We start from the raw sequence: 26,146 nt of genomic DNA, 5'->3' as shown, positions 1-26,146 counted from the left end.
ATTCCCGGACCGGTCCCGCCTGAGACTTTGTCCACCAACCTGCGTTACTCATCCGAACAATTTCAAAAGAAGCGCGCGAGGTGCTTGCCTTCCGCCGCACCACACCCCTAGTTTGAGCGACGTCACCCCTTTGGTGACGCCCGTCACAGACGTAGGAGCACACCGATGGCCGCGACTCCCCACGGCGCACCGCTGCTGCAGATGAGCGGCATCGTCAAGGAGTTCCCCGGCGTCCGCGCGCTCGACGGCGTCGACCTCGACGTCCGCGCCGGCGAGGTGCACTGCCTGCTCGGCCAGAACGGCGCCGGGAAGTCGACGCTGATCAAGGTGCTGTCGGCCTCCTACCGGCCCGACGCCGGCACGATCGCCATCGACGGCACCGAGACCACGCTCAGCACGCCGGCCGTGGCGATGAAGCACGGCATCTCCACGATCTACCAGGAGCTCGACCTCGTCGCCGACCTCAGCGTCGCCGAGAACATCTTCCTCGGCCACGAGCTGAGCCGCGGCGGGTTCTCGCAGCGCCAGCGCGCGCACCGGACCACCCGCGAGCTGCTCACCCGCCTCGGCCACGCCCACGTCTCGCCGACCCGCGCGGTCGGCACGCTGTCGCCCGCGGAGCAGCAGATCGTCTCCATGGCCCGCGCGCTCTCGCACGACACCCGGATGCTGATCCTCGACGAGCCGTCCGCGGTCCTCGACCAGGACGGCGTCGCCAACCTGTTCCGGGTCATCCGCAGCCTCACCGCCGAGGGCGTCGCGGTCGTCTACATCTCCCACCGCCTCGAGGAGATCCGCGAGATCGGCGACCGGATCACCGTGCTCAAGGACGGCGCGACCGTGGCCACCGGCCTCGACGCCGCCACCACCCCGACCGCGGACCTGATCAAGCTGATGACCGGCCGCTCCATCGAGTACGTCTTCCCGCCCCGCACCGCCACGCGGCGCACGCGGACCGAGCCGGTGCTCGAGGTGCGCGGCCTCGCCCTGGCCGGGGTGTTCTCCGACGTCGACCTCACCGTCCACGCCGGCGAGATCGTCGGGCTGGCCGGCCTGGTCGGCGCCGGGCGCTCCGAGATCATCGAGACCCTGTACGGCGCCCGCCGCGCCTCGGCCGGCACGGTCACCGTCGACGGGAAGAAGCTGCGCCGCGGTTCCGTGCCCGCCGCCGTCAAGGCCGGTGTCGGGCTGTGCCCCGAGGAGCGCAAGAGCCAGGGCCTGCTGCTCGACCAGGCGGTCTACCGCAACATCACCGTGTCGGTGATGGACCGCTTCGCGCGGGTCGGCTTCCTCGACGAGCGGGCCGAGCGCCGTACGGCCACCGAGCTCACCACCTCCCTCGACGTCCGCCCGGCCGGCGTCGACCGCGCCGTACGCACCCTGTCCGGGGGCAACCAGCAGAAGGTCGTCCTGGCCCGCTGGCTGCTGCGCGAGTGCCGGGTGCTGCTGCTCGACGAGCCCACCCGCGGCGTCGACGTCGGCGCCCGCAGCGAGATCTACGCCCTCGTCCGCCGCCTCGCCGACTCCGGCGTGGCCGTGGTCGTCGTGTCCAGCGAGGTCGAGGAGGTGCTCGGGCTCGCCGACCGGGTGCTGGTGGTCCGAGAAGGCGCCGTGGTCCACGAGTCCGCTGCCGACGAGATCGACGAGTCGAGGGTCCTGGACCTCGTCATGGAAGGAGCACCCGCATGAGCGACGACACCGAGGTGAGCCCGGGCCGCGGCCTGCCGGCCACCGCCGTGCCCGTCTCGCCGACCGACCCCACCACCGGTACGGCCGGGGGCGAGCGCCCCGCGCGCGGACGCCTCGGCGGGCTGTCCGGGTCCGGGCTGGTGCGCAACCTCGGTCTCGTCCTGGCCCTGGTGATCCTGTGCGTGGTCGGCCTGGTCACCACCGGCGAGCGGTTCGGCTCGACCGCCAACCTGCTCACCATCCTGCGGCTCGCCGCGGTGACCGGGGTGATCAGCATCGGGATGACCTTCGTGATCACCGGCGGCGGCATCGACCTGTCGGTCGGCGCGGTGATGGCGCTGTCCTCGGTGTGGTGCACCACGTTGGCCACGCAGGCGATGGCCCGCGACACGCACTGGATCGTGATGGTGGGCGCGGCCCTGGCCGTCGGCGCTGCCTGCGGGTTGATCAACGGGCTGCTCGTCTCGTACGGCAAGGTCGTGCCGTTCATCGCCACCCTGGCGATGCTGGCCAGCGCCCGCGGACTGGCCGAGATCATCTCCCAGCGCCGCACCCAGATCGTCGACGTGCCCGGGTTCACCGACTTCTTCGGCGCCGAGGTCGTGGGCGTCCCGGTCATCGTGATCATGTTCGCCCTGGTCGCCGCCATCGGCTGGGTCGTCTTCAACCGGACCACCTTCGGGCGCCGCACCCTCGCCGTCGGGGGCAACCCCGAGGCCGCCCGGCTGGCCGGGATCAACGTCCAGCGCCACACCGTGCTGCTCTACGTGCAGCTCGGCCTGCTCTGCGGCGTCGCCGCGCTGATGATCATCTCTCGCACCACCACCGGGACCTCCACCCACGGCACGCTGATCGAGCTCGACGTGATCGCCGCGGTCGTCATCGGCGGCACCCTGCTCGCCGGTGGTCGCGGCACCATCGTCGGCACCGTCATCGGCGTGCTGATCTTCACCACGCTGACGAACGTCTTCACGCTCAACAACCGCTCGACCTCCGAGCAGGCGCTGCTCAAGGGGGCCATCATCGTCGCCGCCGTGCTGCTCCAGCAGCGCTTCGCCGCGCGCAGCAAGAGTCCGTAGGTCTCGTGACGGTCGCTGGCGCTCCCTCCTCGACCACCGTCTCGACGGTCGCTGGCGCTCCCTCCTCGACCACCGTCTCGACGGTCGCTGGCGCTCCCTCCTCGACCACCGTCTCGTGACGGTCGCTGGCGCTCCCTCCTCGACCACCGATCCCCGCACCGCCCCGCACCACTCCCGCACCGCCCCGTCGCCCCACCTCTCCAAGGAGCACCTCATGTCCCTGCGGTCCGCCCACAAGCTCGGCACCGGCCTCGTCGCCGGCGTCGCCGTGCTCTCCCTCGCCGCCTGCACCGGCAACACCGCCGCCGACGACGGCGGCACCCAGGCCGGCGGCACGTCCGAGGCCGAGCAGGGCTCGAACGACGAGGCCGGCGACACCGTCGTCATCGGCTTCTCCGCCCCCGCCGCCGACCACGGCTGGATGGCCTCGATCACCGAGTCGGCCCGGGAGGCCGCCGACGCCTACGAGGACGTCGACCTGCGCGTCGCCGAGGGCACCAACGACGTCAACCTCCAGATCAGCCAGGTGGAGACCTTCATCAACGACGGTGTCGACGCGATCGTGCTGCTGCCCTTCGACGGTGCCGCGATGACCCCGGTCGCGCTGCAGGCGATGGAGGCCGGCATCCCGGTCATCAACGTCGACCGCGAGTTCGAGGACCCGAACGCCGCCCGCGTCACCGTCCTCGGCGACAACTACGGCATGGGCGTCTCGGCCGGCTCCTACATCTGCTCCGAGCTGGGCGACAACCCGGACGCGGTGGTCGCCGAGATCGCCGGCATCGACTCGCTGCCGCTGACCCAGGACCGCAGCCAGGGCTTCGAGGACGCGCTCGGTGAGTGCGGCCTCGACGTCGACAACCGCGTCGCGGCCGACTTCACCGTCGAGGGCGGCGAGCGCGCCGCCTCCAACCTGCTCCAGGCCGCGCCGCAGATCGACGCCGTGTGGAACCACGACGACGACCAGGGCGTCGGCGTCCTGGCCGCGTTCGAGAACGCCGGTCGCGACGAGTTCATGATGGTCGGCGGCGCCGGCTCGGCCAACGCGATGCGTTCCATCCAGGCCGACGACAGCGTCCTGAAGGCGACCGTCGTCTACCCCTCCACCCAGGGCGCCGACGGCATCATGATGGCCCGCCTGCTGGTCCAGCAGAAGGCCATGGGCGACCTGGTCGAGGTCGAGGTGCCCCGCGAGGTGCAGCTCTACGCCCCCGTCGTGACCGCCGACAACGTCGACCAGTTCATCGACACCGCCTTCGAGTCCTGAGCCGACCCACCCAGACCGGCGCGCCCGCCCCACCACCTCCTCTGCAGGTGGGGCGGGCCGCCCACCGGGTCCTGCCCGGACCCGCTCGAAGGGAGCACCACCCATGACCAGCCCCACGCCCCGCCTCGGGGTGGCGATGATCGGCCACTCCTTCATGGGGGCCGCGCACTCCCAGGCCTGGCACACCGCGCCCCGGTTCTTCGACCTGCCCCTCGACCCCGTCACCGCCGTGCTCTGCGGCCGCGACGAGGGGCGTACGACGGCCGCCGCCGCCCGGCTCGGCTGGGCCGCGACCGAGACCAGCTGGGAGCGGACCCTCGAGCGCGACGACGTCGACCTGGTCGACGTCTGCACGCCGGGCGACACCCACGCCGAGATCGCGATCGCCGCGCTGCGGGCCGGCAAGCACGTGCTCTGCGAGAAGCCGCTGGCCAACTCCGTGGCTGAGGCCGAGGCGATGGTCGCCGCCGCCGACGAGGCGGCCGAGCACGGCGTCCGCGCCATGGTCGGCTTCACCTACCGGCGGGTGCCGGCCGTCGCGCTGGCCCGCCGGCTGGTCGAGCAGGGCCGGATCGGCGAGGTGCGCCACGTCCGGGCGCAGTACCTCCAGGACTGGCTGGTCGACCCCGAGGCGCCGCTGTCGTGGCGGCTGCAGAAGGACCGGGCCGGGTCCGGCGCGCTCGGCGACATCGGCGCGCACATCGTCGACCTCACGCAGTACATCACCGGCGACCGGGTCCAGGAGGTCTCCGCCCGCCTGGAGACCTTCGTCAAGGAGCGGCCGCTGGCCACCGAGCAGTCCGGCCTCAGCGCCACCGCCAGCACCGAGCGGGGCGCGGTCACCGTCGACGACGCGGCCGTCTTCATCGCCCGGTTCGGCGGCGGCGCGCTGGGCGTCTTCGAGGCCACCCGCTTCGCCACCGGCCGCAAGAACGCGATCCGGATCGAGGTCAACGGCTCCCGCGGCAGCCTGGCCTTCGACTTCGAGGACATGAACGTCCTGGAGTACTACGACGCCACCGAGCCCGCCGAGACCGCCGGCTTCCGTCGGATCCTGGCCACCGAGGCCGAGCACCCGTACGTCGCCGCCTGGTGGCCGCCCGGCCACGGCCTCGGCTACGAGCACGGCTTCACCCACCAGGTCGTCGACCTGGTGCACGCCGTCGCCACCGGCACCGACCCGGCACCCGGCTTCCGCGACGGGCTCCAGGTCCAGCGCGTGCTCGACGCCGTGGAGACCAGCTCCGACACCCGTACCTGGCAGGAGATCCACCCGTGACCCGACCGATCACTCTCTTCACCGGCCAGTGGGCCGACCTCCCCTTCGAGAAGGTCTGCGAGCTGGCCTCCGGCTGGGGCTACGACGGCCTCGAGATCGCCTGCTGGGGCGACCACCTCGACCCGTGGCGCGCCGCCGAGGACGACGGCTACGTCAAGGGCAAGCTCGACCTGCTCGAGAAGCACGGCCTCGCCGTGCACGCCATCTCCAACCACCTCAAGGGCCAGGCCGTCTGCGACGACCCGATCGACGCCCGGCACCAGGCGATCCTGCCGGCGCAGGTCTGGGGCGACGGCGACCCCGAGGGCGTACGCCAGCGGGCGGCCGAGGAGATGAAGCTGACCGCGCGCACGGCCCAGCGCCTCGGCGTGGACACCGTCATCGGCTTCACCGGGTCCTCGATCTGGAAGTACGTCGCGATGTTCCCGCCGGCCTCGGCCGAGATGGTCGCCGCGGGCTACACCGACTTCGCCGACCGCTGGAACCCGATCCTCGACGTCTTCGACGAGTGCGGCGTGCGGTTCGCCCACGAGGTGCACCCCTCCGAGATCGCCTACGACTACTGGACCACGGTCGCGGCGATGGAGGCGATCGGGCACCGCGAGGCGTTCGGGCTGAACTGGGACCCCAGCCACTTCGTGTGGCAGGACCTCGACCCGGTCGGCTTCCTGTGGGACTTCCGCGACCGGATCTACCACGTGGACTGCAAGGACGCGAAGCGCCAGACCGGCAACGGCCGCAACGGCCGGCTCGGCTCCCACCTGCCGTGGGCCGACCCGCGGCGCGGCTGGGACTTCGTCTCGACCGGCCACGGCGACGTGCCCTGGGAGCAGTGCTTCCGGATGCTCAACGCCATCGGTTACGACGGCCCGATCTCGATCGAGTGGGAGGACGCCGGGATGGACCGGCTGATCGGTGCCCCCGAGGCGCTCGAGTTCGTCCGCCGCCTGGCCTTCGACGCCCCCGACGCCGCCTTCGACGCGGCCTTCGCCACCCGCGACTGACCCGCGACTGACCCACCGACCCACAGCACCACCCAGGCACCATCTCGGCACCATCTCGGAGAGGACCAGCACATGTGTTTCGGATTCGACGGAGACAAGGCGCTCGACGACTCGTTGGCCGCCAAGGGCGCCAGCCGCCGCGCGCTGTTCCGCGGTGCCGCGGTCGGCGCCGCCGGCCTCGCGGTCGCGAGCGTCGGCACGGGCGCCGCCACGGCAGCGCCCGCAGCGCCCGGCAAGCCCAAGCCCGGCAAGGGCCAGCGGCGCGTGCCGCACCGCGCGATCAGCCTGCAGATGTACACGCTGCGGGCCGCGGTCTCGGGGGAGCCCGGCCTCGAGACGGTCCTGGACCGCCTCGCCCAGTACGGCTACAAGCAGGTCGAGCTGGCCGGCTACTACGGCCGTACCGCGGCCGAGATGAAGACGCTGCTCGACGAGCGTGGCCTGACGGCCACCTCGAGCCACGACGGGATCAGCGCCGACCGCGCAGCCGCGCGTACCAAGATGGAGAACGCCGCCCTGCTCGGGCAGTCCTACGTCAACGTGCCCTACCTCAACTCCGACTCGCTGGAGGAGTGGCAGGGGTGGGCCGACGCGATGAACGCCGAGGCGCGCATCGCCAAGCGGTACGGGCTGCGCTACGGCTACCACAACCACGCCCACGAGTTCACGATCGACCTCGGCGGCGGGGTCACGCCGTGGCAGGTCCTGACCGAGCGGCTGGACCCGAAGCTGGTGCACCTCGAGGCGGACCTCTACTGGGCCTACACCGGCGGCGTGAACACGAACCAGGCCGACCCGGACAAGTTCGTCATCGACACGCTCCGAGCGGCGCCGCAGGAGGTCCGCCAGTTCCACGTCAAGGACCGCGACGCGGCCACCGGCGACATGTGCGACCTCGGCGCCGGCGTCGTGGACTTCGAGCGGATCTTCAGCAAGCACCGTGCGGAGCAGTACATCGTCGAGAACGACACCCCGGACGTCTCGCCGCTGACCAGCGCCGCGGTGGGGCACCTCTACCTGGAGCACCTCCGCTACTGAGGCTCGACGACTCGCGGTCCGGGCGGGGCCCGGGACGTCATACGACCCGTGCCGGGGCTAGGCGGTCGCAGGTATGACGTGCCGCGGTCAGCCGCCGCCGGATGCTCGATTCCAACGCTCCACGTCACATTGCCGCGGATCGGTGCGAACTATTGACACCGACCCGCGGCATTGTGGGTCCTCGGCCCGCCGGGAGCGGCCAGGGCGGGGCCCGGGACGTCATACGACCCGTGCCGGGGCTGGGCGGTCGCAGGTATGACGTCCCGCGGTCAGCCGACGCAGGTCCGGGCGCGGCCTGTCCACAGGCCTCCCGCCCGGCCCCGCGGCGTACGCCCGCGCGCGGCTAGGGTTCTGCGGTGCCCGACCCGACCAGCGCCGCCCCGTCCACGCCGGGAGCCGTACGCACGGTCCTGCACGCCGCGGTCGAGGCCCTCGGCGGCGTCGAGCGCACCGGCCAGGTCCAGATGGCCGAGGCCGTGGCGGAGGCGATGGAGGACGAGCACCACCTGCTCGTCCAGGCCGGCACCGGCACCGGGAAGTCGCTGGCCTACCTGGTGCCGGCGCTGCTGCACCGGCGCCGCGTCGTGGTCGCCACCGCGACCCTGGCGCTCCAGCACCAGCTCGTCGAGCGGGACCTGCCCCGCCTGGTCGAGGCGGTCAAGGGCATGCGCGGCGTCGACGCGTCGTTCGCGGTCCTCAAGGGCCGCTCGAACTACGCCTGCCTGCACCGCATCCGCGAGGGCGTGCCCGACGACCAGGGCGCGCTGGTCGACGTGCCCCAGGGCTCGATGGCCGGCAAGGTCCTCGAGCTGCGCAGCTGGGCCGAGAAGGAGGCCGAGCACAGCGGCACGGGCGAGCGCGACAACGCCCCGCGCCACACCGAGAAGGAGTGGCGCCAGGTCTCGGTCAGCCACCGCGACTGCCTCGGCGCCGCCCGCTGCCCCTTCGGCGAGGAGTGCTTCGCCGAGGTCGCCAAGGAGCGCGCGCACGCCTCCCACCTGATCGTCACCAACCACTCGCTGCTGGCGATCGACGCCATCGAGGGCGTGCCGATGATCCCGGAGTACGACGCCGTGGTCGTCGACGAGGCCCACGAGCTCGTGGCCCGGGTGACCCAGGCCGCGACCGACGAGCTGACCCCGATGGACGTCGAGCGGGCCGCGCGTCGCAGCCAGCGCCACGTCGACGGCGAGGAGGCCGACAGCCTGGACGAGGCCGCCGCCGACCTGCGCGACGCGATGCAGGCCGCCTCCCCGGGCCGGTTCGAGACGCTGCCCGACCAGCTCGCCGAGGCGCTGGCGCGGGTCCGGGACACCGCCCGGACCTGCCTGTCGGCCTACCCCAAGCAGAAGCCCGCCGGCGGGGGCGGTGGCGAGGAGGCCGACCCCGGCCTCCAGCAGTCGCGGGGCATGGTCCAGGACGTCTTCGACACCGCCGAGCGGATGGCCGCGGCCTCGCAGGCCGACGTGCTGTGGATGAACGAGGGCACCGAGCGGGTCCCGCCGCGGCTGTGCGTCGCCCCGCTGCAGGTGTGGGGCCCGATGCGCGACAAGCTGCTGGCCGACAAGTCCGTCGTGCTCACCTCGGCCACCCTGATGCTGGGCGGCGACTTCGGCCCGGTCGCCGGCAGCCTCGGCCTCAAGCCGGGCGAGCGCACCGAGCCGGGCGCCGGCGCCGAGCGCACCGAGGACGTGCTGCCCTGGGTGGGCCTCGACGTCGGCTCGCCGTTCGACTACGGCCGGCAGGGGATCATGTACGTCGCCCGGCACCTGCCGCCCCCGGGCCGCGACGGCCTCGGGCCGGCCCAGCTCGACGAGATCGCCGGGCTGGTCGACGCCGCCGAGGGCCGTACGCTCGGGCTCTTCTCCAGCCGGCGCGCGGCCGAGGCCGCCGCGGAGGCGATCCGGGAGCGGCTGCCGCACCTGACCACGCTGGCCCAGGGCGACGCGCAGCTGCCGGAGCTGGCCAAGCAGTTCGTCGAGGACCCGCACACCTGCCTGTTCGGCACGCTCAGCCTCTGGCAGGGCCTCGACGTCCCCGGCGACACCTGCCAGCTGGTGATCATCGACCGGATCCCGTTCCCGCGCCCCGACGACCCCCTGATGAGCGCGCGGCAGAAGGCGGCCGACAAGGCCGGCGGCAACGGGTTCATGCAGGTCGCGGCCACCCACGCCGCGCTGCTGCTGGCGCAGGGCGCCGGCCGGCTGATCCGCAGCGGCGAGGACCGGGGCGTGGTCGCGGTCCTCGACCCCCGCCTGGCCACCGCTCGCTACGGCTCGTTCCTCAAGGCCAGCCTCCCGCCGATGTGGCCCACCACCGACCCCGCCCTGGTCCGCCAGGCCCTGAAGCGCCTCTCCGCCACGGCCAGCACCCCCACCTGACCGCCGAGATGACGCTCGCGGACAGCCGAGATGACGCTCGCGGCGCGTCGAGGTGACGGTTGCGGCGCCTACAGCCGGCTGCGCCCGTCGTACCCGCCGCGCGGGGCCGGCAGCCCGAAGAACTGTCCGACCGTCGGTGCCACGTCGGCGGTCGTCGCGAGGCCGGGCCGTGCGGTCCGCCGGGGTACGGACGGGTGCCCGCCGCTGATGAAGAACGGGATCGGCCGGGTCGCCGGGTGCCCGTGGTTGCCCGGGATCGGGTTGCTGGTGACCGGGTCCGGGTCGGAGAAGCGCCAGCCGTCGCGGCAGTGGACGACGACGTCGCCGGCCTCCGGGCCGAGCCGCAGCGAGGCCTTCCTCCGGTCGAGCGCCTCGAGCACGCCGTCGGTCTCCTCGGCGATCGCGCGCATCCGCCGGACCGCCTCGTCGCGGCGCCGCGCCGGGCCGAGCCAGTACAGGAGGTCGGCGCCGCCGTTGTCGGCGATCGCGACCTGCCCGGCCAGCATCGGGTCGGCCTCCAGCGGCGCAGTGAGGCTGATGACGCGGTCGGGGAAGGAGAAGTCCATCGAGTGGTCGGCCAGCACGACCATGATCGCGTGCTCCCAGTGCCCCTCCTCCCGGAGCAGGTCGACGAACCCGCCGACCAGGCGGTCGGTGTTCGCCAGCGCGGTCCGCCGCAGCAGCTCGAGGCCGCCGGGGCCGCTGAGGTCGGAGTGCCCGAACCGGTCGATGTCGCCGAGGTTCACGAACATCAGGTGCGGGTCGTGCGCGGTGACCATCTCGCGCGCGGCGGTCATCGTGAACTCGTCGGGCGCGTACTCCGCGACCGGCACGATCGGCGCCGGCTCCCACCGGTAGGTCGCGCGGGTGCCGAAGATCCCGTAGAGGTACTCCTTGCTCAGCACGGTGCCGGTGCGCAGCCCGCGCCGGTCCAGCCGCTCGAGCAGGGTCGGGGCGCGCAGGTCGCTGGGCCGGTCCAGGGTGCGGACCTCGCCCAGCTCGCGGTCGAACACGGAGTTCGCGGGCACACCGGTGCGGTCGGGCCGCATCCCGCTCATCATCATCGTGTGGTTCGGGATGGTCTCCATCACCGGCAACGACGCGGCGCGCGGGTGGCGCAGCCCCTCGTCGCGCAGCCGCTGCAGGTTCGGCGTGAGCCCGCTGTCGATCTCCTCGGGCAGGCACCCGTCGATCACGACCACGTAGGCGCGCTTGCGGGTCCGCGCGGCCGGGACCGCGGCGCCCGCCGTACCGGCGCCGAGGGCGGTGGAGAACAGCACGCCGGCCCCGCCGGCGGCGCCGAGGAGGGTACGGCGTCCCGCCCGCGCCTCGGCGAGCCCCGCGACCCGCTGGTCGACGTGCCCGGCGGTCATCGGGCCGGCCCCTCGGCCTGCTCGACCGTGCCGCTGCTGGCCCGGGTCAGCCAGGAGGCCGAGTGGGTGATCGTGGTGTCGGCCTCGCGCCGGTCGCCGAGCACGAACCAGTCCATCTGCGCCCGGACTGGGGTGATGTCGAGGACCGAGAAGCCGTGCCGGTCGAAGTCGAGGTACTTGATGTGCGGGTTGGCGCCCTTGATGGTCGCCTCCACGGCGGCGCTGGAGCCCTCGGGGCCGCCGGTGATGTCGTCGAGGTTGTTGGAGGTGACCGAGGAGCACACGAACTCGACGCCGACGGTGCCCGAGAGCGGGTAGGTCCCCTTCTCGAAGGGCAGCTCGGCGGCCCACGCGGAGTGGATGTCACCGGTGACGAAGAGGGCGTCGTCGATGTTGAGGTCGCGCAGGTGGTCGAAGACCTGGCGGCGGTCGGCGGTGTAGCCGTCCCACTGGTCGACGTTGATCGGGACGCCCTCGTCGGGCGCCAGACCGGTGACCTCGGTGACGGCCTGCGCCTTGGCCGTGGGCAGGGCGCCGAGCGTGACCGGCGCGATCATCACCGGGTTGCCGACGACCTTCCACTGCGAGGCGCGGCGGCCCAGCGAGTCGAGCAGCCAGGCCAGCTGGCGCTTGCCGGTGATGGTGCGGGCCGGGTCGGAGATGGCCTGCGGGTCCGAGCTCTGCTCCGAGCGGTAGGTGCGCAGGTCGAGCATGCTGATCTCGGCGAGCTTGCCCCAGGTCAGGCGGCGGTAGAGCCGGGTGCCGTCGCCGAGGCGCGCGGTGCCGTCCATCCGCACCGGCATCCACTCGTCGTAGGCCCGGTGCGCGCGGGCGCGGCGGGCCTTGAAGTCGCCCTCGGTGTCGGGCTGGTGGTTCTCGGCGCCGTTGCGCCAGGCGTCGTTGGTGGTCTCGTGGTCGTCCCAGGTGACGATCCAGGGGTAGCGCGCGTGCGCGGCCTGGAGGTCCGGGTCGGTCTTGTACTGCGCGTGCCGGCGGCGGTAGTCCTCCAGCGAGACCATCTCGCGCGCCGGGTCGTGGGGACGCACGTCGACGTTGCCGTTGCCGTAGCCGTACTCGCCGGGGGCGTACTCGTAGAGGTAGTCGCCCAGGCAGAGCACCGCGTCGAGGTCGTCGCGCGCCGCGATCCCGCGGTAGGCCGCGAACATCCCGGCCTGCCAGTTGGCGCAGGACACCACGCCGAGGCGCAGGCGACGTACGGCGGCCCGCGCCCGCGGGGCGGTGCGCAGCCGCCCGACGGGGCTGCGGCGGCCGTCGAGGACGAAGCGGTAGTGGTACCAGCGGTCGGCGTCGAGGCCGTCGACGTCGACCTTGACCGTGTGGTCGCGCGACGGGCCGGTGACGGCGTTGCCGCGGCGCACGACGCGGGTGAACGCGGCGTCGCGGGCGACCTCCCACCGCACGGTCACCTGGGGGCCCTTCCCGGACCCGGGGGTCGAGGCCGGCGTCGGGGTGACGCGGGTCCAGATGACGACGCGTCGGGGGAGCGGGTCGCCCGAGGCGACGCCGTGGGCGAAGGTGCGCCGGTCGGCGCGGGCGCCGGGGGCGGCGACGGCTCCCGGGGACAGGACGCCGGGAGCGAGGGCGGCGGTGCCGAGGGCACCGGCGGCGCCGGTCCTCAGGACGGTACGGCGGGTCGGGGTGGTCACAGCCTGATCCAACGGCACCCCGGCCCCGGGGTCACTGCATGGCGAGGATCGGCGACAACTGTTCACCGACCGGCCACGCAGGTGCGTCAGCGGGACCGGACGGCGGCCGTCAGCTTGAAGGGCAGGTTGTCGTCCTGGGCGAAGCCCTGGCAGGAGACCGCCCCGAGGCTGAAGCAGTTGCGCATCCGCGTGCTGGCGTTGACCAGGTGCACCTCGACGGCCTCGACCTTCCTCGAGGAGAACGGGCGCCGCAGCGACGCGTCGCCATCCTTGTCCAGCGTGACGGTCCTAGTCGTCGCGGTGCCGCCCGGTGCGACGACCGTGACCCGCAGCTCGGAGCCTCGCTTCGTCGTCGGCAGGTCGGCCTTCAGCTTCAGGCTCCACCTCGCCTGCTTGAGACCGGCTCCGTGCTCGAGGCGCACGGTGGCCGCGGAGAGGTGCTCGAGCCGACGGGTCGTGGAGTAGCGCGGCTTCGTGCGGGTCAGCGCCCGATCGTCGGCCAGGCGGGCGCGGGGGTAGCCGTTGGCCGCGCCCTCCTCGTAGCGCTGCGCGGGGAAGCGGTTCGCCGCGACGTAGTCGGCGAACTCCGCGCGGACCGAGGTGCCCCGGTCGGCCAGCACCCGCTGCAGGGCGCGCAAGGAGTAGGTCTCGTCGTCGGCGAGGAAGTCGGCCTCCTCCCAGACATCGCGCACCAGGGTCGGGACGCCGGCCTGGTCGGCGGGGTACCGCTCGGTGAGGAACCGCCAGAACGACCACGCGCCGTAGACCTCGAGGCCACCCTTGTCGAGGTCCATGGCCCGTCCGGGCGTCCGCATGGGGCCGCTCCGCAGGTAGGAGACGTTGTCGTCGACGCTGTCGAAGGTCTCGTCCTCCATCCAGGTGGCGGTGCCCTCCATCAGCCAGGCGTCCTCGAAGAGGTCGTAGGCGAACTGCACCGCGTGGAAGTACTCGTGGGCCACGGTGACGTCGAGGTTCTGCTGCGGCGTGTTGCGGGGGTACTGCCGCTGGGCGTAGTCGTTGTCGAGCACGCAGTAGGCCCAGGTGCTGAAGCGGGGGGAGCCGCCGTCGTACGGGCCCTCGGGGTCGCTGGTGCAGTAGCCGTAGATGCCCTTGTCGCCGATGTCGGCGAGGTAGATGTCGGTCTTGCCGCTGCCGCCGTCGTTGCGGGCCGCGCCGTCCTTCCGGGGCGCGCGGAAGCCGGCGGAGACGTACGTGTCGTGCACCCCGGTCACCGAGGCGAGCACACGCCGGGCGAAGCGCGGCGTGGCGGCGTCCGTGGTCGTGTCGACCCGGTGGACGCACACGGTCGTGCCGCAGGTCGGCGCGGCCTCCCGGGTGCGGTACTTCACGCTGTACGGCGAGCCGTTCTCGTCCGTGGGTCGCGCGAGGTAGCCGTCGGCGGCGGCGCGGTCCTGCGGCGACAGGTCGCTGCGGGCGGCCAGGAGGTCGCGCAGCGCCAGGGTCACGTCACGCTCGTCGGTGACCGAGGCACCGGGCTGGGCCTCGTCGGGCTCAGCGGCCGGACCGCCGACCCCGTCGGCGAAGAGCTCCTGGACCTCCTCCAGGGACTCCTCGGGCAGCGGGGGGCGCTCGCCGAGGACCACGTCGGGCAGGACCGGGACGGCTCCGGGAGTCCCGCCCGGCCCCACGTCGGGGTCGGCGCTGGCCGGCACCGCGGTGAGCGGGGCCAGGAGCAGCACGCTCAGCACACCGCCGAGCAGGGCGGTGGTGGCAGGTCGACGCATGGGGGGAGCTCCCGAGGGGGTCGGTGGGCGGGCATCCGCAGCGTACGGGCCGCCCCCGACACCCCCGGGATCCCTCGCCCGACCCCGGGGGGTGTTCCTACAGGCTGCGCAGGACCGCGGTGACCTTGCCCAGGATCGTGGCGTGGGTGCCGTCGATGGGGGAGTAGGCGGCGTTGTGCGGCATCAGCCACACCTGCCCGTCCTTGCGCTGGAAGGTCTTCACGGTGGCCTCGCCGTCGATCATCGCGGCCACGATGTCGCCGTTCTCGGCCGTCGGCTGCTGGCGGATGACCACGAAGTCGCCGTTGCAGATGGCGGCGTCGATCATCGACTCGCCGCTGACCTCGAGCAGGAAGAGCTGGCCGTCGCCGACGATGCGGCGCGGCAGCGGGAAGATCTCCTCGATCCGCTCCTCGGCCAGGATCGGACCACCGGCCGCGATCCGGCCGACCACGGGCACGTTGGTGGCCTGCGGGACGACGTCGCCGACGCCGGTCTCGTCGACGCTGGACTCCTCGCCGCTGCCCAGCGAGCGGCGCGAGGCCATGTGCTCGGGGAGGAAGACCTCGAGGGCGCGCGGACGGTTGGGGTCGCGCTTGAGGTAGCCCTTCTCCTGCAGCACGCGCAGCTGGTGGGAGACGCTCGAGGTGCTGGTCAGACCGACGGCCTCGCCGATCTCGCGCATGCTCGGCGGGTAGCCGCGCGCCTCCAGGCACTCCTTGATGTGCGTGAGCACGCGCTGCTGGCGCGGCGTCAGCCCGGTGGCGTCCGCCGGGCCGTCGGGCAGCTCGCTGACGTTCTTCTTGGGCATACGTGCACCTCTCCGGGGTCGGTGTGACAGGAGTGACGCTAGACCGTCGAGCACCCCCACTTCAAACACCTGTTCGAACCCGCGTGTCGCGGACGGCGCCGACAAGGGTTCGAACAATTGATCGAGCTGGGGTCTTGCGCGCGTTCGAACAGGTGATCTACTCTCGCTCAGGTGTTCGATCGAACGTCTGATCGACCGGGTCCGACCACCTCGTCACCGAGGGCTGTCGGCGCCGGCCTCTAGACATTCCCTCGTCCACCACCGACCCCGGTGGTCAGCACCGCATCCGGCACCGCTGACCGCCACCTTCCCCAGGAGGTCACCATGAGCGCCACCCTGCAGTCCGCCCGCCCCACCACCACCGTGCGCCTGACGCGCCGGGGCCGGCTGGTCGTGCTCCTCCTCGCGCTGGGCATCCTGCTCTCCGCCGGCCTCTGGCTGGCGCAGGCCTCGATGGCCGACGGTGAGGACACCCCGGACCCGACCCGCGTCGTCGTGGTCGCCCCGGGCGAGACCCTGTGGGGCCTGGCGCAGGAGACGGTGGCTGCGACCGGCGAGGGCGACGTCGCCTCGGTCGTCACTGACATCCAAGAGCTGAACGACCTCGACTCCGGTGCACTGCAGACCGGTCAGGAGCTGCGCGTCCCGCTCGGGTGACGTGTCGGCCACCACGCAGGCGCATCGACCCGCGCCGCTGGTGGGCTAGAGGCTCGTCGACGACTCGACCCCGTCGATGAGCAGGGGAACGCTGAGGGGCGGGGTGGCCACGGCCGCCCCGCCCCTCACGCATTCATCGGTGGTCGAGGGTGACCCCGGTGGTCGAGGAGCGAGCGAAGCGAGCGTCACGAGACCAAGACCCACGGTGGTCGAGGAGCGAGCGAAGCGAGCGTCACGAGACCAAGACCCACGGTGGTCGAGGAGCGAGCGAAGCGAGCGTCACGAGACCCAGCTGCTCAGCGCACGCGCCGCCCCACGTACCCCTCCGGCGTCGAGACGCTGTCACCAGCACCGTCGTCCGCTCCCGGAGTCGTCCCCGCCACCGGCGCAGAGGCCAGCAGTCGCAAGATCCGCGCGACCATCATCAGCCCGGCGAACAGGCAGGCCACCGCCCCCATCGACGCCAGCGCGAGGAACCACCACGCCTCGCCCCGCCCACCACGAGCCTCCGCGCCGAAGTCGATGGCTGCGAAGACCAGGTAGCCCCACGCCACGACCAGCAGCGTGACACCCAGCGCCAGCCCGAGAAGGGCAGGAGAGATCCGTTGCTTGGGCCGGGGACCTCGTCGCGACCCGGCTCGCTTTCCGCCCATGAGGGTCATTGTGTCGGACGGCATGGTGGGGGCGTGGAGGAGTTGCCAGACATCGTCGGCCCGGACCCCGCTGTGGTCTTCTGCGGCCAGGCCGGCCAGGACAGTCCGAAGACCCGCGACCACTACTACGCGACCCCGGGCAACTCCTTCTGGGAGTGCCTCCACCTCGCCGGCATGTCGCCCACGCTGCTCAGTCCCGAGGACGACCGGCGCCTCCCCGAGCTGGGGCTGGGCCTGACCGACCTCGTCGGACGCCCCGGTCCCGACGGGGTGCGCTACGTGGCCGACATCGACGACCTCGTCGCCAAGGTCGAGCGGTGGGAGCCGGACTGGCTCGCCTTCACCGGCAAGGGCGCGGCGCAGCAGGCGGCGCGGGCGCTGGGCCGCAGGCCGCCGAAGCTGCTTGGCGCCACCGAGTGGTACGTCGGGCGCACCCAGGTGTTCGTGCTCCCGGGACCCAGTGGCGCCAACCGCCGCCGCGACTACGACGGTCGCCCCACGCGGGTCTCGTGGTGGCGCGAGCTTGCGGAGATGGCCGACCTCGCTGACTTCGCAGGTCCGGACCTGGAACCATCCGGCGCATGACCGGCCCGACGGCGCCGGAGCATGCGATCCGGACCGGACTGCGTCACTAGGGTCGAAGGATGGACGCTGACGACGACCGCCCGGGCGGAGCCAAGATCACCAAGTACTACAGCAGCCTCCCGCCGGACGTGCGGCTCGACGACACCATCGCCAGCGTCGAGGCCGAGCCGGTGCCGGACCCCGGAGCTGGGCGGAACGTGGACCAGCACCGAGCTTTGCGCGACGACTGAGCAGGAACCGATGCCGGCGCCGCAGTCGCCCCCGCGGGTGGCGCCTTCCAGGGCCGCATCACCTGAGACCGATGACACCTACCGCCGAGGCGGGGGGTGAGGGTAGCCTTACCTCATGACCGGCGAGCTGCTGCGGAACCCCGCCTCGACCTGGGCCGACCAGGCCCGGACGTCGGTCGCTGGCGCGCGGACCGGCACGCTGCGCACCCGCAGCTGCCGTACGCCCTCCACCGAGACGCTGGTGTCGGTCGAGGTGGCCGACGACGGGCGCGTACGCGTGCTGCTCTCCGGCTCCTCGCCCGCCGTGCCGGCCCTGGCCGCCTGCCGCGTCGCGACCCTGACCGTCCCGGGCCCCGGCTCGCGGGTGGTCCGGCTGACCGGCTCCTTCACGATGGACCGCCCCGACGAGTCCGGGGTGCGCTCCTACACGCCGACGCTGCTCTCGGTCCGCCTCGTCGAGCCCGGCCGCGACGACGTCGTGGTCCCGGTCGACGCCTTCTGGCGCTCCGAGCCCGACACCTTCGGCCACCAGGCCGCCGCCGTCCTGCGCCACCTCGCCGCCGTCCACGGTGAGGACCTCCTCGCCGGCGCCCGCGCCCAGGGGTACGACGCCGCGTCCGTGGTGCCGCTCGTCGTTGACCGCGACGGCGTCGAGCTCGCCGTCCTGACCCTCGAGGGCGTCGACCGCTGGCGCGTGCCGTTCGAGGGCTGCGTCTCGGCCGCCGGCGCCGACCTCCGCACGGTCCGGCTCCCGGTCGAGTGCACCTGCCCCGACCGCGTCTGACCGGTCCTCCGACCGCCTACGCAGGCAAGCCTTCCCTCTCTGGAATCGATCCAGAAAAGGTGCGACAGTAGGGACATCCCCGATCGGAAGGACCGCCTCACCATGAGCGACACCATGCAGAGCACCGACCTGACCACCTCCTCGAGCGCCGGCGCCCACGTCGCCCACCCGCCGTACCGTGCCTCCGAGACCCTCGGGGCCCACCTCCAGCAGCTCCTCGTCGACCTGACCGACCTGCACCTCCAGGGCAAGCAGGCGCACTGGAACGTGGTCGGCAAGAACTTCCGCGACCTGCACCTGCAGCTCGACGAGGTCGTCGACGACGCCCGCACCTTCTCCGACACCGTGGCCGAGCGCATGCGCGCCCTCTACGTCGTCCCGGACGCCCGCGCGGCGACCGTCGGCGCGCAGACCAGCCTGCCGGAGTTCCCCTCCACCGAGGTCGACACCGCCGACACCGTGGACCGCATCGTCTCCGCGATCTACGCCACCGCCGGCACCGCCCGCCGCATCCACGACGAGGTCGACGCCGAGGACCCCACCTCGGCCGACATCCTGCACGGCATCCTCGAGCGCCTCGAGCAGCTCGCCTGGATGATTGACGCCGAGAACCGCGTCGCGAACGCGTCCTCGCCGCAGTCGATCACCCCGTGATCACCCGGCGGCGCTGATACCAGCGCCGCCACCGACGTACGGCCGCTCCCGCATCGCGCGGGGGCGGCCGTTCGTGCGTTCGACGGTTCTTGGGCTGAAGGACTAGGGCATGTACCGCGCCTGAAAGCGATGGCGCATTCCTGGGTCGTGAAGGACGTCGACTGCCATCAGTTCCTCGACCGTCACGCTTCGGAAGGTCTCGGCATCGGTCAGGACCGCGGTGTACTCCCGAGCAAGGCGCGCGAAGTCTGTATTGCCCTCCGGATAGACCAGGATGTACTTCGAACCCGTCGCCCAGTGACCGCTGGGGTGCTGGAGCATCGACAGGATCAGCAGATGGTCACGCCAGATCTGCTGGAGCGGTGTCCCAAGAATCATGGCCTCCCATCCGGGTTCGAAGATGCCGGAGGTTTCGGTGATCTCGCGATACCGCGGCATCCGAGTCGACTCGTCGGGCCGCTTCTCGGCCGCGGCACGCTCGTGGAACTTTGTCTCAATCCCGATCGCAACCTTCGCCTCTCCGGGGCCTTCAAAGAAGAGTGCTGCGTCGAAAGCGGTGCGATCCTTGGTGTACCCAGGCTCGATGCGACCCGGTGACCACTCAAAGAGGACTTCGCGGCCGGGGGTCTCGATCTCCCAGAGTGCTTGCCCGGTCGCTGTCAGTCTGGCTAGGTCTGCGTGCAGCTCCCCGAAGAGGTTGAAGCACATCGGCATGGACGAAAGCAGGTTGGCGCGCAGCCGCTTTGAGTCGAGCGTCTGGTGCTTCTGAGGATGGCGGAGCCGGCTCTCAACTGCCTGGACGACCTTAGGACTTAGGAAGTTCGCGTTCGCCGCAGCCGAGGTCTCATCGAGGGTGGAGCCGTTCGGGTTTCCCGGAGGGTGCTCCCCATACGAGTGGCCCTCAGAAGAGCGCCAACGCGCCTGCTGGCGGCGTGTGGCGCGTCTAAATTCGGTCATGTCCGAGTCGTGAGGGACACGGTCCCACTCAGGCTTCAGCGGTCCGAGGTTCGCTTCGTGCTCCATCTGGGGAGGCTAGAACGGGTAACCCCGGCAGGTAGCGGTTTGGTGGAAGACGGGCTCGCGGGGTGGGCTCAGGCGCGCGGGCGGATCCGCACCCGGTACCCGGTCGGCTTGCCCTGCTGCCAGCGGAAGTGCACGTCCTGGAACTGCCGGTCGTCGTCGTAGAGCGCGACCTTCGCCAGCTCGCCCAGGTGCCCCAGCGGGCCGCGCTGGCCCTTGGCCTCGAGCACGTCGGTGATGCCGCCGAGGTAGTTCGTGGCGTCCGAGGCCGGCGGCTCCGGCGAGGTCAGGGTGACGTCGAGGGTCATCGGGGTCTTGCCGAACCCCTTGTGACCGGTGGACTTCATGTGGTCCCGCGCGGCCTGGAGCAACGCGACCACCCGGGAGTGGTGGCGGTGCGCGGCGGCCAGCATCGACTTGCCCTCGCTCTTCGCCGGCGGGAGGTCCTCGATGACGAGCTCGATCTGGTCCATGTCCCCACCGTGACCGGTCGCCGGTGCCGACGCAAGCCGCGCCCCCGACCAGTCGAGAAGCGGGGTGGGACCCGCCCTGACCTGCGACGACGCGGGCCGCCGAAATCAGTCACGCCGAGATCCCGCAACAGGTTGCGCGGCTGGTGGTCCCGGGCGTACGGTTCCACTACATCTAGTACTTACACGGATGTAGTTATCCACATCTAGTTCACAGATAGATGCGGATGGCCCACAGGCCGGCGCGTGTTATCCCCAGGGAAACGCCGTTCTCCACAGGTTCATCCACCGCCGCAGGGCGGTGCTACGAGCGCGCCCGCCCACTCTGACATCCCCGCCTCACATCCGCAGACCCGAGAGGAGCCACCCGCGATGCACTGCCCCTACTGCCGGCACACCGACACCCGGGTCGTCGACTCCCGGGTCGCCGAGGACGGCGGCTCTATCCGCCGCCGGCGTACCTGCTCGGAGTGCGGCAAGCGGTTCACGACCGTCGAGCTGATGCAGGTCACGGTGCTCAAGCGCTCCGGCGCCACCGAGCCCTTCCAGCGCGACAAGGCCGTCGCCGGCGTCCGCAAGGCCTGCAAGGGCCGCCCGGTCACCGAGGACCAGCTCGACCGCCTCGGCCAGGCCGTGGAGGACGCCCTGCGCGGCGCCGGCGCCGCCGAGGTCCCCGCGCACGAGGTCGGCCTGGCGATCCTCGGGCCGCTCCGCGAGCTCGACGAGGTCGCCTACCTGCGCTTCGCCTCCGTCTACCGGGCCTTCGAGTCCGCCGACGACTTCGAGGACGAGATCGCCTCCCTGCGCGCCGAGCGGCGTACGCCTGATTCGCCCGCGGCCCTCGACGGCCTCGACGGGCGCGCACCAGCCCCCACGGGCTGACCCAGACCACCCCGGCAGGGAGTGGGGAAGCTGCCTGCCGGGGTGCACCACCTCATCCCCATGTGCACGACCGCGTGACCCGTACGCCCCCCGCTCCACCTGGAGCTCCGACCCCTGTCGGTGGCCCCCGCAAGACTGATGACCGACACCAGCACCACACGAGGAGACACCAGATGACCGAGACGGTGAACCGCGCCGACGCTCAGCAGGCCCGCGGAGAGGGGCTCCACATCGAGCGCGTCTTCTCCACCCGCGACGTGCACCCCTACGACGAGGTCACCTGGGAGCGTCGCGACGTCGTCCAGACGAACTGGAAGACCGGCGCCACCGTCTTCGAGCAGCGCAACGTGGAGTACCCCACGACCTGGTCGCTGAACGCCTCCACCATCGTCACCACCAAGTACTTCCGCGGCGCCGTCGGCACCGACGCCCGCGAGACCAGCCTGCGCCAGCTCATCGACCGGGTCGTGCTGACCTACGTCAAGGCCGGCAAGGACCACGGTTACTTCGCCTCCGCCGGCGACGCCGAGGTCTTCGAGCACGAGCTCACCTGGCTGCTGCTCAACCAGTACTTCTCGTTCAACTCCCCGGTCTGGTTCAACGTCGGCACCCAGAGCCCGCAGCAGGTCAGCGCCTGCTTCATCCTCTCGGTCGACGACTCGATGGACTCCATCCTGAACTGGTACAAAGAAGAGGGCTTCATCTTCAAGGGCGGCTCCGGCGCCGGCCTCAACCTCTCGCGGATCCGCTCGTCGAAGGAGCTGCTCTCCTCGGGCGGCACCGCCTCGGGCCCCGTCTCCTTCATGCGCGGCGCGGACGCCTCCGCCGGCACCATCAAGTCCGGCGGCGCCACGCGTCGCGCGGCCAAGATGGTCGTCCTGGACGTCGACCACCCCGACATCGTCGAGTTCGTCGAGACCAAGGCCAAGGAGGAGGACAAGATCCGCGCGCTGCGCGACGCCGGCTTCGACATGGACCTCGGCGGCGCCGACATCACCTCCGTGCAGTACCAGAACGCCAACAACTCCGTCCGTGTCAGCGACGAGTTCATGCGTGCGGTCGAGGACGGCACCGACTTCGCGCTGCGCGGTCGCAAGCACGGCGAGGAGATCGAGCGCGTCGACGCCCGCGAGCTCTTCACCAAGATCAGCCAGGCCGCGTGGGCCTGCGCCGACCCGGGGCTGCAGTACGACGACACGATCAACGACTGGCACACCAACCCCGAGACGGGCCGGATCACCGCGTCCAACCCCTGCTCGGAGTACATGTCGCTGGACAACTCCTCGTGCAACCTCGCCTCGCTGAACCTGATGAAGTTCCTCAAGGACGACGACACCTTCGACGCCCCGCTGTTCAGCAAGGCCGTCGAGCTGATCATCACCGCGATGGACATCTCGATCTGTTTCGCCGACTTCCCGACCGACCCGATCGGCGACACCACCCGCGACTACCGCCAGCTCGGCATCGGCTACGCCAACCTCGGCGCCCTGCTGATGGCGATGGGTCTGGGCTACGACTCCGACGGCGGCCGCGCGATGGCTGCGACCATCACCTCGCTGATGACCGGTGTCTCCTACAAGCGCTCCGCCGAGCTCGCCGGCGTCGTCGGCCCCTACGCCGGGTACGCCCGCAACGCCGAGGCCCACCAGCGCGTGATGCGCAAGCACCAGGCCGCCAACGACGCGGTCCGCACGGTCCACTCCCACGACCGCTCGGTGCACGCCCTGGCCACCCAGGCGTGGTCCGACGTGCAGGCGCAGGGTGCCGAGCACGGCTTCCGCAACGCCCAGGCCTCGGTGCTCGCACCGACCGGCACCATCGGCTTCATGATGGACTGCGACACCACCGGCATCGAGCCGGACTTCTCGCTGGTCAAGTTCAAGAAGCTGGTCGGCGGCGGCTCGATGCAGATCGTGAACCAGACGATCCCGCGTGCGCTGAAGAAGCTCGGCTACCAGCCCGAGCAGGTCGAGGCGATCGTGGCCTACATCGGCGAGAACGGGCACGTCATCGACGCCCCCAGCCTCAAGCTCGAGCACTACGAGATCTTCGACACCGCCATGGGCGCGCGCTCGCTGCGCCCGATGGGCCACGTGCGGATGATGGCGGCCTGCCAGCCGTTCCTGTCCGGCGCCATCTCCAAGACCGTCAACCTCCCCGAGACCGCCACGGTCGAGGAGATCGAGGACGTCTACTTCCAGTCCTGGAAGCTCGGCCTCAAGGCGACCGCGGTCTACCGCGACAACTGCAAGGTCGGCCAGCCGATGGCCACCGGCAAGGGCAAGAACGAGGGCAAGGCCGACGACGGCAAGTCCGAGGACACCGCCCCGGTCGAGACGAAGGTCGTGGAGAAGGTCGTCTACGCCCCGACCCGCAAGCGCCTGCCCAAGTCGCGCCTGTCGCGCACCACGTCGTTCACCGTCGGCGGTGCCGAGGGCTACATGACCTCGGGTGCCCACGACGACGGTGAGCTCGGCGAGGTCTTCCTCAAGCTCGGCAAGCAGGGCTCGACCCTGGCGGGCGTGATGGACGCCTTCTCGATCGCGGTCAGCATCGGCCTGCAGTACGGCGTGCCGCTGGAGACCTACGTCTCCAAGTTCACCAACCTGCGCTTCGAGCCGGCCGGCCTGACCGACGACCCGGACGTGCGGATGAGCCAGTCGATCATGGACTACATCTTCCGCCGCCTGGCGCTGGACTACCTGGACTTCGACTCCCGTGCGGCCCTGGGCATCTACTCCGCCGACGAGCGTCAGCGCCACCTCGAGACCGGCTCCTACGAGCTCCTCGAGGAGACCGGCTCGGCCAGCGAGCTGCTCGACGATGACGACCTGGTGGTCGAGGAGCGAGCGAAGCGAGCGTCACGAGACCAGGAGCCCGTGGTCACCCACGACTCCGAGGGTTCCTCGCAGCGCGCGGTCCCCGCGGAGCCGGCCAAGGTGGCTCACACCTCGGCCGAGCTGATGGAGAAGCTCACCGGCACCGCCGTCGACTCCCCGCTGTGCATGACCTGCGGGACGAAGATGCGTCCTGCTGGGTCCTGCTACGTGTGCGAGGGCTGCGGGAGCACGTCCGGCTGCAGCTGATGTTTGGCGCTGAGTAAGTGCGTAGGAGCCCCTAGGAGTTCATCTCCTCGGGGCTCCTATGAGTTGGTGGGCAGTACGCGCTCGGCAAAGACATATGCGGCGTAAAGACGCGGAGCGTTCCCGCAGCCGATCACGTCCCCCCGAGGGCGAACAACGCGAGGTCGATGTCCCGTGCCTTCAGTGGGGTGCCGTGGCGCTCGGACTCGATGCTTAGGTCGGTCACGAGCGCCATGTACCTGCCGTACCTGCCCGGCGTCGAGGTGAGCAAGAGGCCGAGCTTTTCGAGTCCAAGTTGTGCTCGCCTGTCGTAGACGGCCATCCGACAAGGGGCCAGTGCGTAGATCACGGCAGACGCGAGAGCGTCGCCCGTCTTGAAACCCGCGATTGGCGAGAGCGCGGATCGTGCTGCTCGCGCAGCGGAAGGAACGTCGACTGCTTCGTTAAGGGCCGCTTCGCGAGCGTTCAGTGTTGCTTTCCTGACGAGGTCGTTGGGCGTAGCCATGAACTCGCTCATCCAGCGCGTGCTGCCGTTGAGCCGTTTCCATGCGACAAGCCCGCCGATATCTGCCTTGCCGAGCGAGCCGCTGTCCTGAGCCCGGGACGCAATCTCGTCGACAGCCTCGTCGTAGAAGGGTGATGCGAGCGTCTGATGGGCCAGGAGTGCGTCCCGCAGTTGGTCGGTCTGTGTCTGGGTCGCCATCTGATGACGGTACCTAAACTCGACATTCGGCCGAGACGACAGGCGTCACGCGGCGAGATGACGCACCTGGATCCAGGTTTTCTGCGGTGAGGCTGGCCCGTCATCACGAACGAAGGAGCAACTCGGCCAAGCCGTTCTCGGGTCTTACGGATCCGTCGATCTGGAACCTGAATAGTGCAATGCCGACGGCGTTTGCCCACTCAGACGCGGCCCTTGTGTAACCAGCCGAACTGAAGAATACAAAGGTGGTCGCACCTGTCGCCTGGCCAGCGCCGTACAACTGCTGAAGTACTTGGCGCCCCGTCTTCACTGCCTCGAACTTGACCTGGCCCGCAACCTTTCTGCTGCTCGGGGTATGGATGTCGATGCCCCCGTCGGCACCCCTTGCGGTGGTCACCGCGTCTGGATAACCCATCGCCCGAACCCATTCGGCGGCAAGTTCTTCAGCCTCGAATGCGTCACGAACTAAGCGTGGTTCCGGTACAGCGTTCGTACCGCCCTGGAACCCCGCGAGCGCACGTCGTGCACCCGGTTTGCTCAAGCAAGCAAGCACTCGCACGACATCCTGCGCTCGCGAGCCCGGGTCCGGCTCGATCATGTGGTCAATCCCGAAGGACGGCTCCGTGACAATGAGGAGGGAGGCGTCAGGTGAATGGTTACCTCCCGCCACCCGGGCCGGCTGTCGAGACTCCATCGCAGTCTCAGAACCCGTGCTGAGATTGCGGAGATAGTGCGTTTCGGCCACGCCATCCGCATAGACGATCAGCAAGACCTGCAACTTCTGCAAGTACCCGTTTAGGCGGAAGGTGTCCTCGGAATGTGCCAGGAGGGCAGGAATGCCGTCCTGAGTTGATCCCCAGATGTAACCCGCGAAGGCTGAGCGAAGTAGTGACCACTGATAATCGTCGACAACGCGGGGTATCGAGCTCAAGTCCAGGTCCGCCATCGAGGCCGTCGCCCACAGACCTTCGTATTCGCTCACGAGCTCCTCGATTGTGAGCACCTCGGTCTCCACGACGGGACCGCGGGAAGGTTCGAGATCAGAGGGACGATCGGGGCCCTGACTTGGCCTCGCAGTTAGGTTCCTGGGTG

General features: G+C 71.0%; 23 protein-coding genes. 14 read left to right on the top strand and 9 right to left on the bottom strand.

From position 1 onward, the window contains the following. Positions 1 to 165: 165 nt before the first annotated feature. From GV155_RS15880 to GV155_RS15850, 7 genes are all read left to right on the top strand, one after another. Positions 166 to 1,689 carry a sugar ABC transporter ATP-binding protein gene (locus GV155_RS15880; RefSeq protein WP_160009528.1) on the top strand — a complete coding sequence of 508 codons (1,524 nt, stop codon included), beginning with the start codon at positions 166 to 168 and terminating at the stop codon, positions 1,687 to 1,689. Beyond that, on the top strand, positions 1,686 to 2,768 hold the full coding sequence (locus tag GV155_RS15875) for an ABC transporter permease (protein ID WP_160009526.1): 1,083 nt from the start codon (positions 1,686 to 1,688) through the stop codon (positions 2,766 to 2,768). Before GV155_RS15880 ends, GV155_RS15875 begins: the two co-directional genes overlap by 4 nt. Before the next feature lie 214 nt (positions 2,769 to 2,982). Further along, positions 2,983 to 4,035: a substrate-binding domain-containing protein gene (locus tag GV155_RS15870; RefSeq protein WP_160009524.1), complete on the top strand. Its 1,053-nt coding sequence runs from the start codon at positions 2,983 to 2,985 to the stop codon at positions 4,033 to 4,035. A gap of 103 nt (positions 4,036 to 4,138) precedes the next feature. After that, entirely contained in the window at positions 4,139 to 5,314 is a 1,176-nt protein-coding gene (locus GV155_RS15865; RefSeq protein WP_160009522.1) for a Gfo/Idh/MocA family protein, read from the top strand. Continuing rightward, entirely contained in the window at positions 5,311 to 6,318 is a 1,008-nt protein-coding gene (locus tag GV155_RS15860) for a sugar phosphate isomerase/epimerase family protein (protein WP_160009520.1), read from the top strand. Before GV155_RS15865 ends, GV155_RS15860 begins: the two co-directional genes overlap by 4 nt. Positions 6,319 to 6,390: 72 nt before the next feature. Continuing rightward, the gene (locus tag GV155_RS15855; protein ID WP_160009518.1) at positions 6,391 to 7,356 is read left to right on the top strand and encodes a sugar phosphate isomerase/epimerase family protein; all 966 of its coding nucleotides are present in this window, start codon (positions 6,391 to 6,393) and stop codon (positions 7,354 to 7,356) included. Positions 7,357 to 7,712: 356 nt separating this feature from the next. After that, a complete protein-coding gene (locus GV155_RS15850; RefSeq protein WP_236554360.1) occupies positions 7,713 to 9,737 on the top strand; it encodes an ATP-dependent DNA helicase in 2,025 nt (674 codons plus the stop codon). Positions 9,738 to 9,805: 68 nt separating this feature from the next. On the opposite strand, the gene GV155_RS15845 is transcribed toward GV155_RS15850, so the two are convergent. From GV155_RS15845 to lexA, 4 genes are all read right to left on the bottom strand, one after another. Then, on the bottom strand, positions 9,806 to 11,110 hold the full coding sequence (locus GV155_RS15845) for an alkaline phosphatase family protein (protein WP_160009516.1): 1,305 nt from the start codon (positions 11,108 to 11,110) through the stop codon (positions 9,806 to 9,808). After that, entirely contained in the window at positions 11,107 to 12,777 is a 1,671-nt protein-coding gene (locus GV155_RS15840) for an alkaline phosphatase D family protein (protein WP_201300200.1), read from the bottom strand. The genes GV155_RS15845 and GV155_RS15840 overlap by 4 nt, the downstream gene beginning before the upstream one ends. An 86-nt stretch (positions 12,778 to 12,863) precedes the next feature. Continuing rightward, complete coding sequence (locus GV155_RS15835) at positions 12,864 to 14,522, bottom strand: MXAN_6640 family putative metalloprotease (protein ID WP_160009510.1); 1,659 nt, start codon at positions 14,520 to 14,522, stop codon at positions 12,864 to 12,866. A 97-nt stretch (positions 14,523 to 14,619) separates the two neighbouring features. Then, a complete protein-coding gene (gene lexA, locus GV155_RS15830) occupies positions 14,620 to 15,333 on the bottom strand; it encodes a transcriptional repressor LexA (protein ID WP_160009508.1) in 714 nt (237 codons plus the stop codon). A 324-nt stretch (positions 15,334 to 15,657) separates the two neighbouring features. On the opposite strand from lexA, the gene GV155_RS15825 reads away from it, so the two are divergent. Then, positions 15,658 to 15,990: a LysM peptidoglycan-binding domain-containing protein gene (locus GV155_RS15825; RefSeq protein WP_160009506.1), complete on the top strand. Its 333-nt coding sequence runs from the start codon at positions 15,658 to 15,660 to the stop codon at positions 15,988 to 15,990. Positions 15,991 to 16,286: 296 nt separating this feature from the next. On the opposite strand, the gene GV155_RS15820 is transcribed toward GV155_RS15825, so the two are convergent. After that, positions 16,287 to 16,643: a hypothetical protein gene (locus GV155_RS15820; protein WP_160009504.1), complete on the bottom strand. Its 357-nt coding sequence runs from the start codon at positions 16,641 to 16,643 to the stop codon at positions 16,287 to 16,289. A 33-nt stretch (positions 16,644 to 16,676) separates the two neighbouring features. On the opposite strand from GV155_RS15820, the gene GV155_RS15815 reads away from it, so the two are divergent. From GV155_RS15815 to GV155_RS15805, 4 genes are all read left to right on the top strand, one after another. Next, positions 16,677 to 17,228 carry a mismatch-specific DNA-glycosylase gene (locus GV155_RS15815; RefSeq protein ID WP_160009502.1) on the top strand — a complete coding sequence of 184 codons (552 nt, stop codon included), beginning with the start codon at positions 16,677 to 16,679 and terminating at the stop codon, positions 17,226 to 17,228. A 59-nt stretch (positions 17,229 to 17,287) separates the two neighbouring features. Further along, positions 17,288 to 17,458 (top strand): hypothetical protein, encoded by a 171-nt coding sequence (locus GV155_RS20510; protein WP_201300199.1) that lies wholly within the window; start codon positions 17,288 to 17,290, stop codon positions 17,456 to 17,458. A 115-nt stretch (positions 17,459 to 17,573) separates the two neighbouring features. After that, complete coding sequence (locus tag GV155_RS15810; RefSeq protein WP_160009500.1) at positions 17,574 to 18,242, top strand: hypothetical protein; 669 nt, start codon at positions 17,574 to 17,576, stop codon at positions 18,240 to 18,242. 102 nt (positions 18,243 to 18,344) lie between these two features. Beyond that, on the top strand, positions 18,345 to 18,896 hold the full coding sequence (locus GV155_RS15805) for a Dps family protein (RefSeq protein WP_160009498.1): 552 nt from the start codon (positions 18,345 to 18,347) through the stop codon (positions 18,894 to 18,896). Positions 18,897 to 18,998: 102 nt separating this feature from the next. Here GV155_RS15805 and GV155_RS15800 read toward each other — a convergent pair whose 3' ends face one another. Next, positions 18,999 to 19,919: a PGN_0703 family putative restriction endonuclease gene (locus tag GV155_RS15800; RefSeq protein ID WP_160009496.1), complete on the bottom strand. Its 921-nt coding sequence runs from the start codon at positions 19,917 to 19,919 to the stop codon at positions 18,999 to 19,001. 68 nt (positions 19,920 to 19,987) lie between these two features. Next, the gene (locus GV155_RS15795; protein WP_160009494.1) at positions 19,988 to 20,389 is read right to left on the bottom strand and encodes a hypothetical protein; all 402 of its coding nucleotides are present in this window, start codon (positions 20,387 to 20,389) and stop codon (positions 19,988 to 19,990) included. Between the two features lie 369 nt (positions 20,390 to 20,758). On the opposite strand from GV155_RS15795, the gene nrdR reads away from it, so the two are divergent. Together nrdR and GV155_RS15785 are read left to right on the top strand one after the other, a co-directional pair. Then, on the top strand, positions 20,759 to 21,268 hold the full coding sequence (gene nrdR, locus GV155_RS15790) for a transcriptional regulator NrdR (protein WP_160009492.1): 510 nt from the start codon (positions 20,759 to 20,761) through the stop codon (positions 21,266 to 21,268). Positions 21,269 to 21,441: 173 nt separating this feature from the next. Beyond that, complete coding sequence (locus GV155_RS15785; protein WP_160009490.1) at positions 21,442 to 24,354, top strand: vitamin B12-dependent ribonucleotide reductase; 2,913 nt, start codon at positions 21,442 to 21,444, stop codon at positions 24,352 to 24,354. Between the two features lie 130 nt (positions 24,355 to 24,484). Here the strand turns inward: GV155_RS15785 and GV155_RS15780 are convergent, their stop codons facing one another. Together GV155_RS15780 and GV155_RS15775 are read right to left on the bottom strand one after the other, a co-directional pair. Then, on the bottom strand, positions 24,485 to 25,054 hold the full coding sequence (locus GV155_RS15780; RefSeq protein WP_201300198.1) for a hypothetical protein: 570 nt from the start codon (positions 25,052 to 25,054) through the stop codon (positions 24,485 to 24,487). A gap of 103 nt (positions 25,055 to 25,157) precedes the next feature. Continuing rightward, positions 25,158 to 26,069 (bottom strand): restriction endonuclease, encoded by a 912-nt coding sequence (locus tag GV155_RS15775; RefSeq protein ID WP_160009488.1) that lies wholly within the window; start codon positions 26,067 to 26,069, stop codon positions 25,158 to 25,160. Positions 26,070 to 26,146: the final 77 nt, after the last annotated feature.

The organism is Nocardioides sp. AX2bis (assembly GCF_902506435.1).
Classification (GTDB): Bacteria; Actinomycetota; Actinomycetes; order Propionibacteriales; family Nocardioidaceae; genus Nocardioides.
Note: the sequence above shows the minus strand (reverse complement) of the source record. Positions and strands in the feature narration are given on the sequence as shown.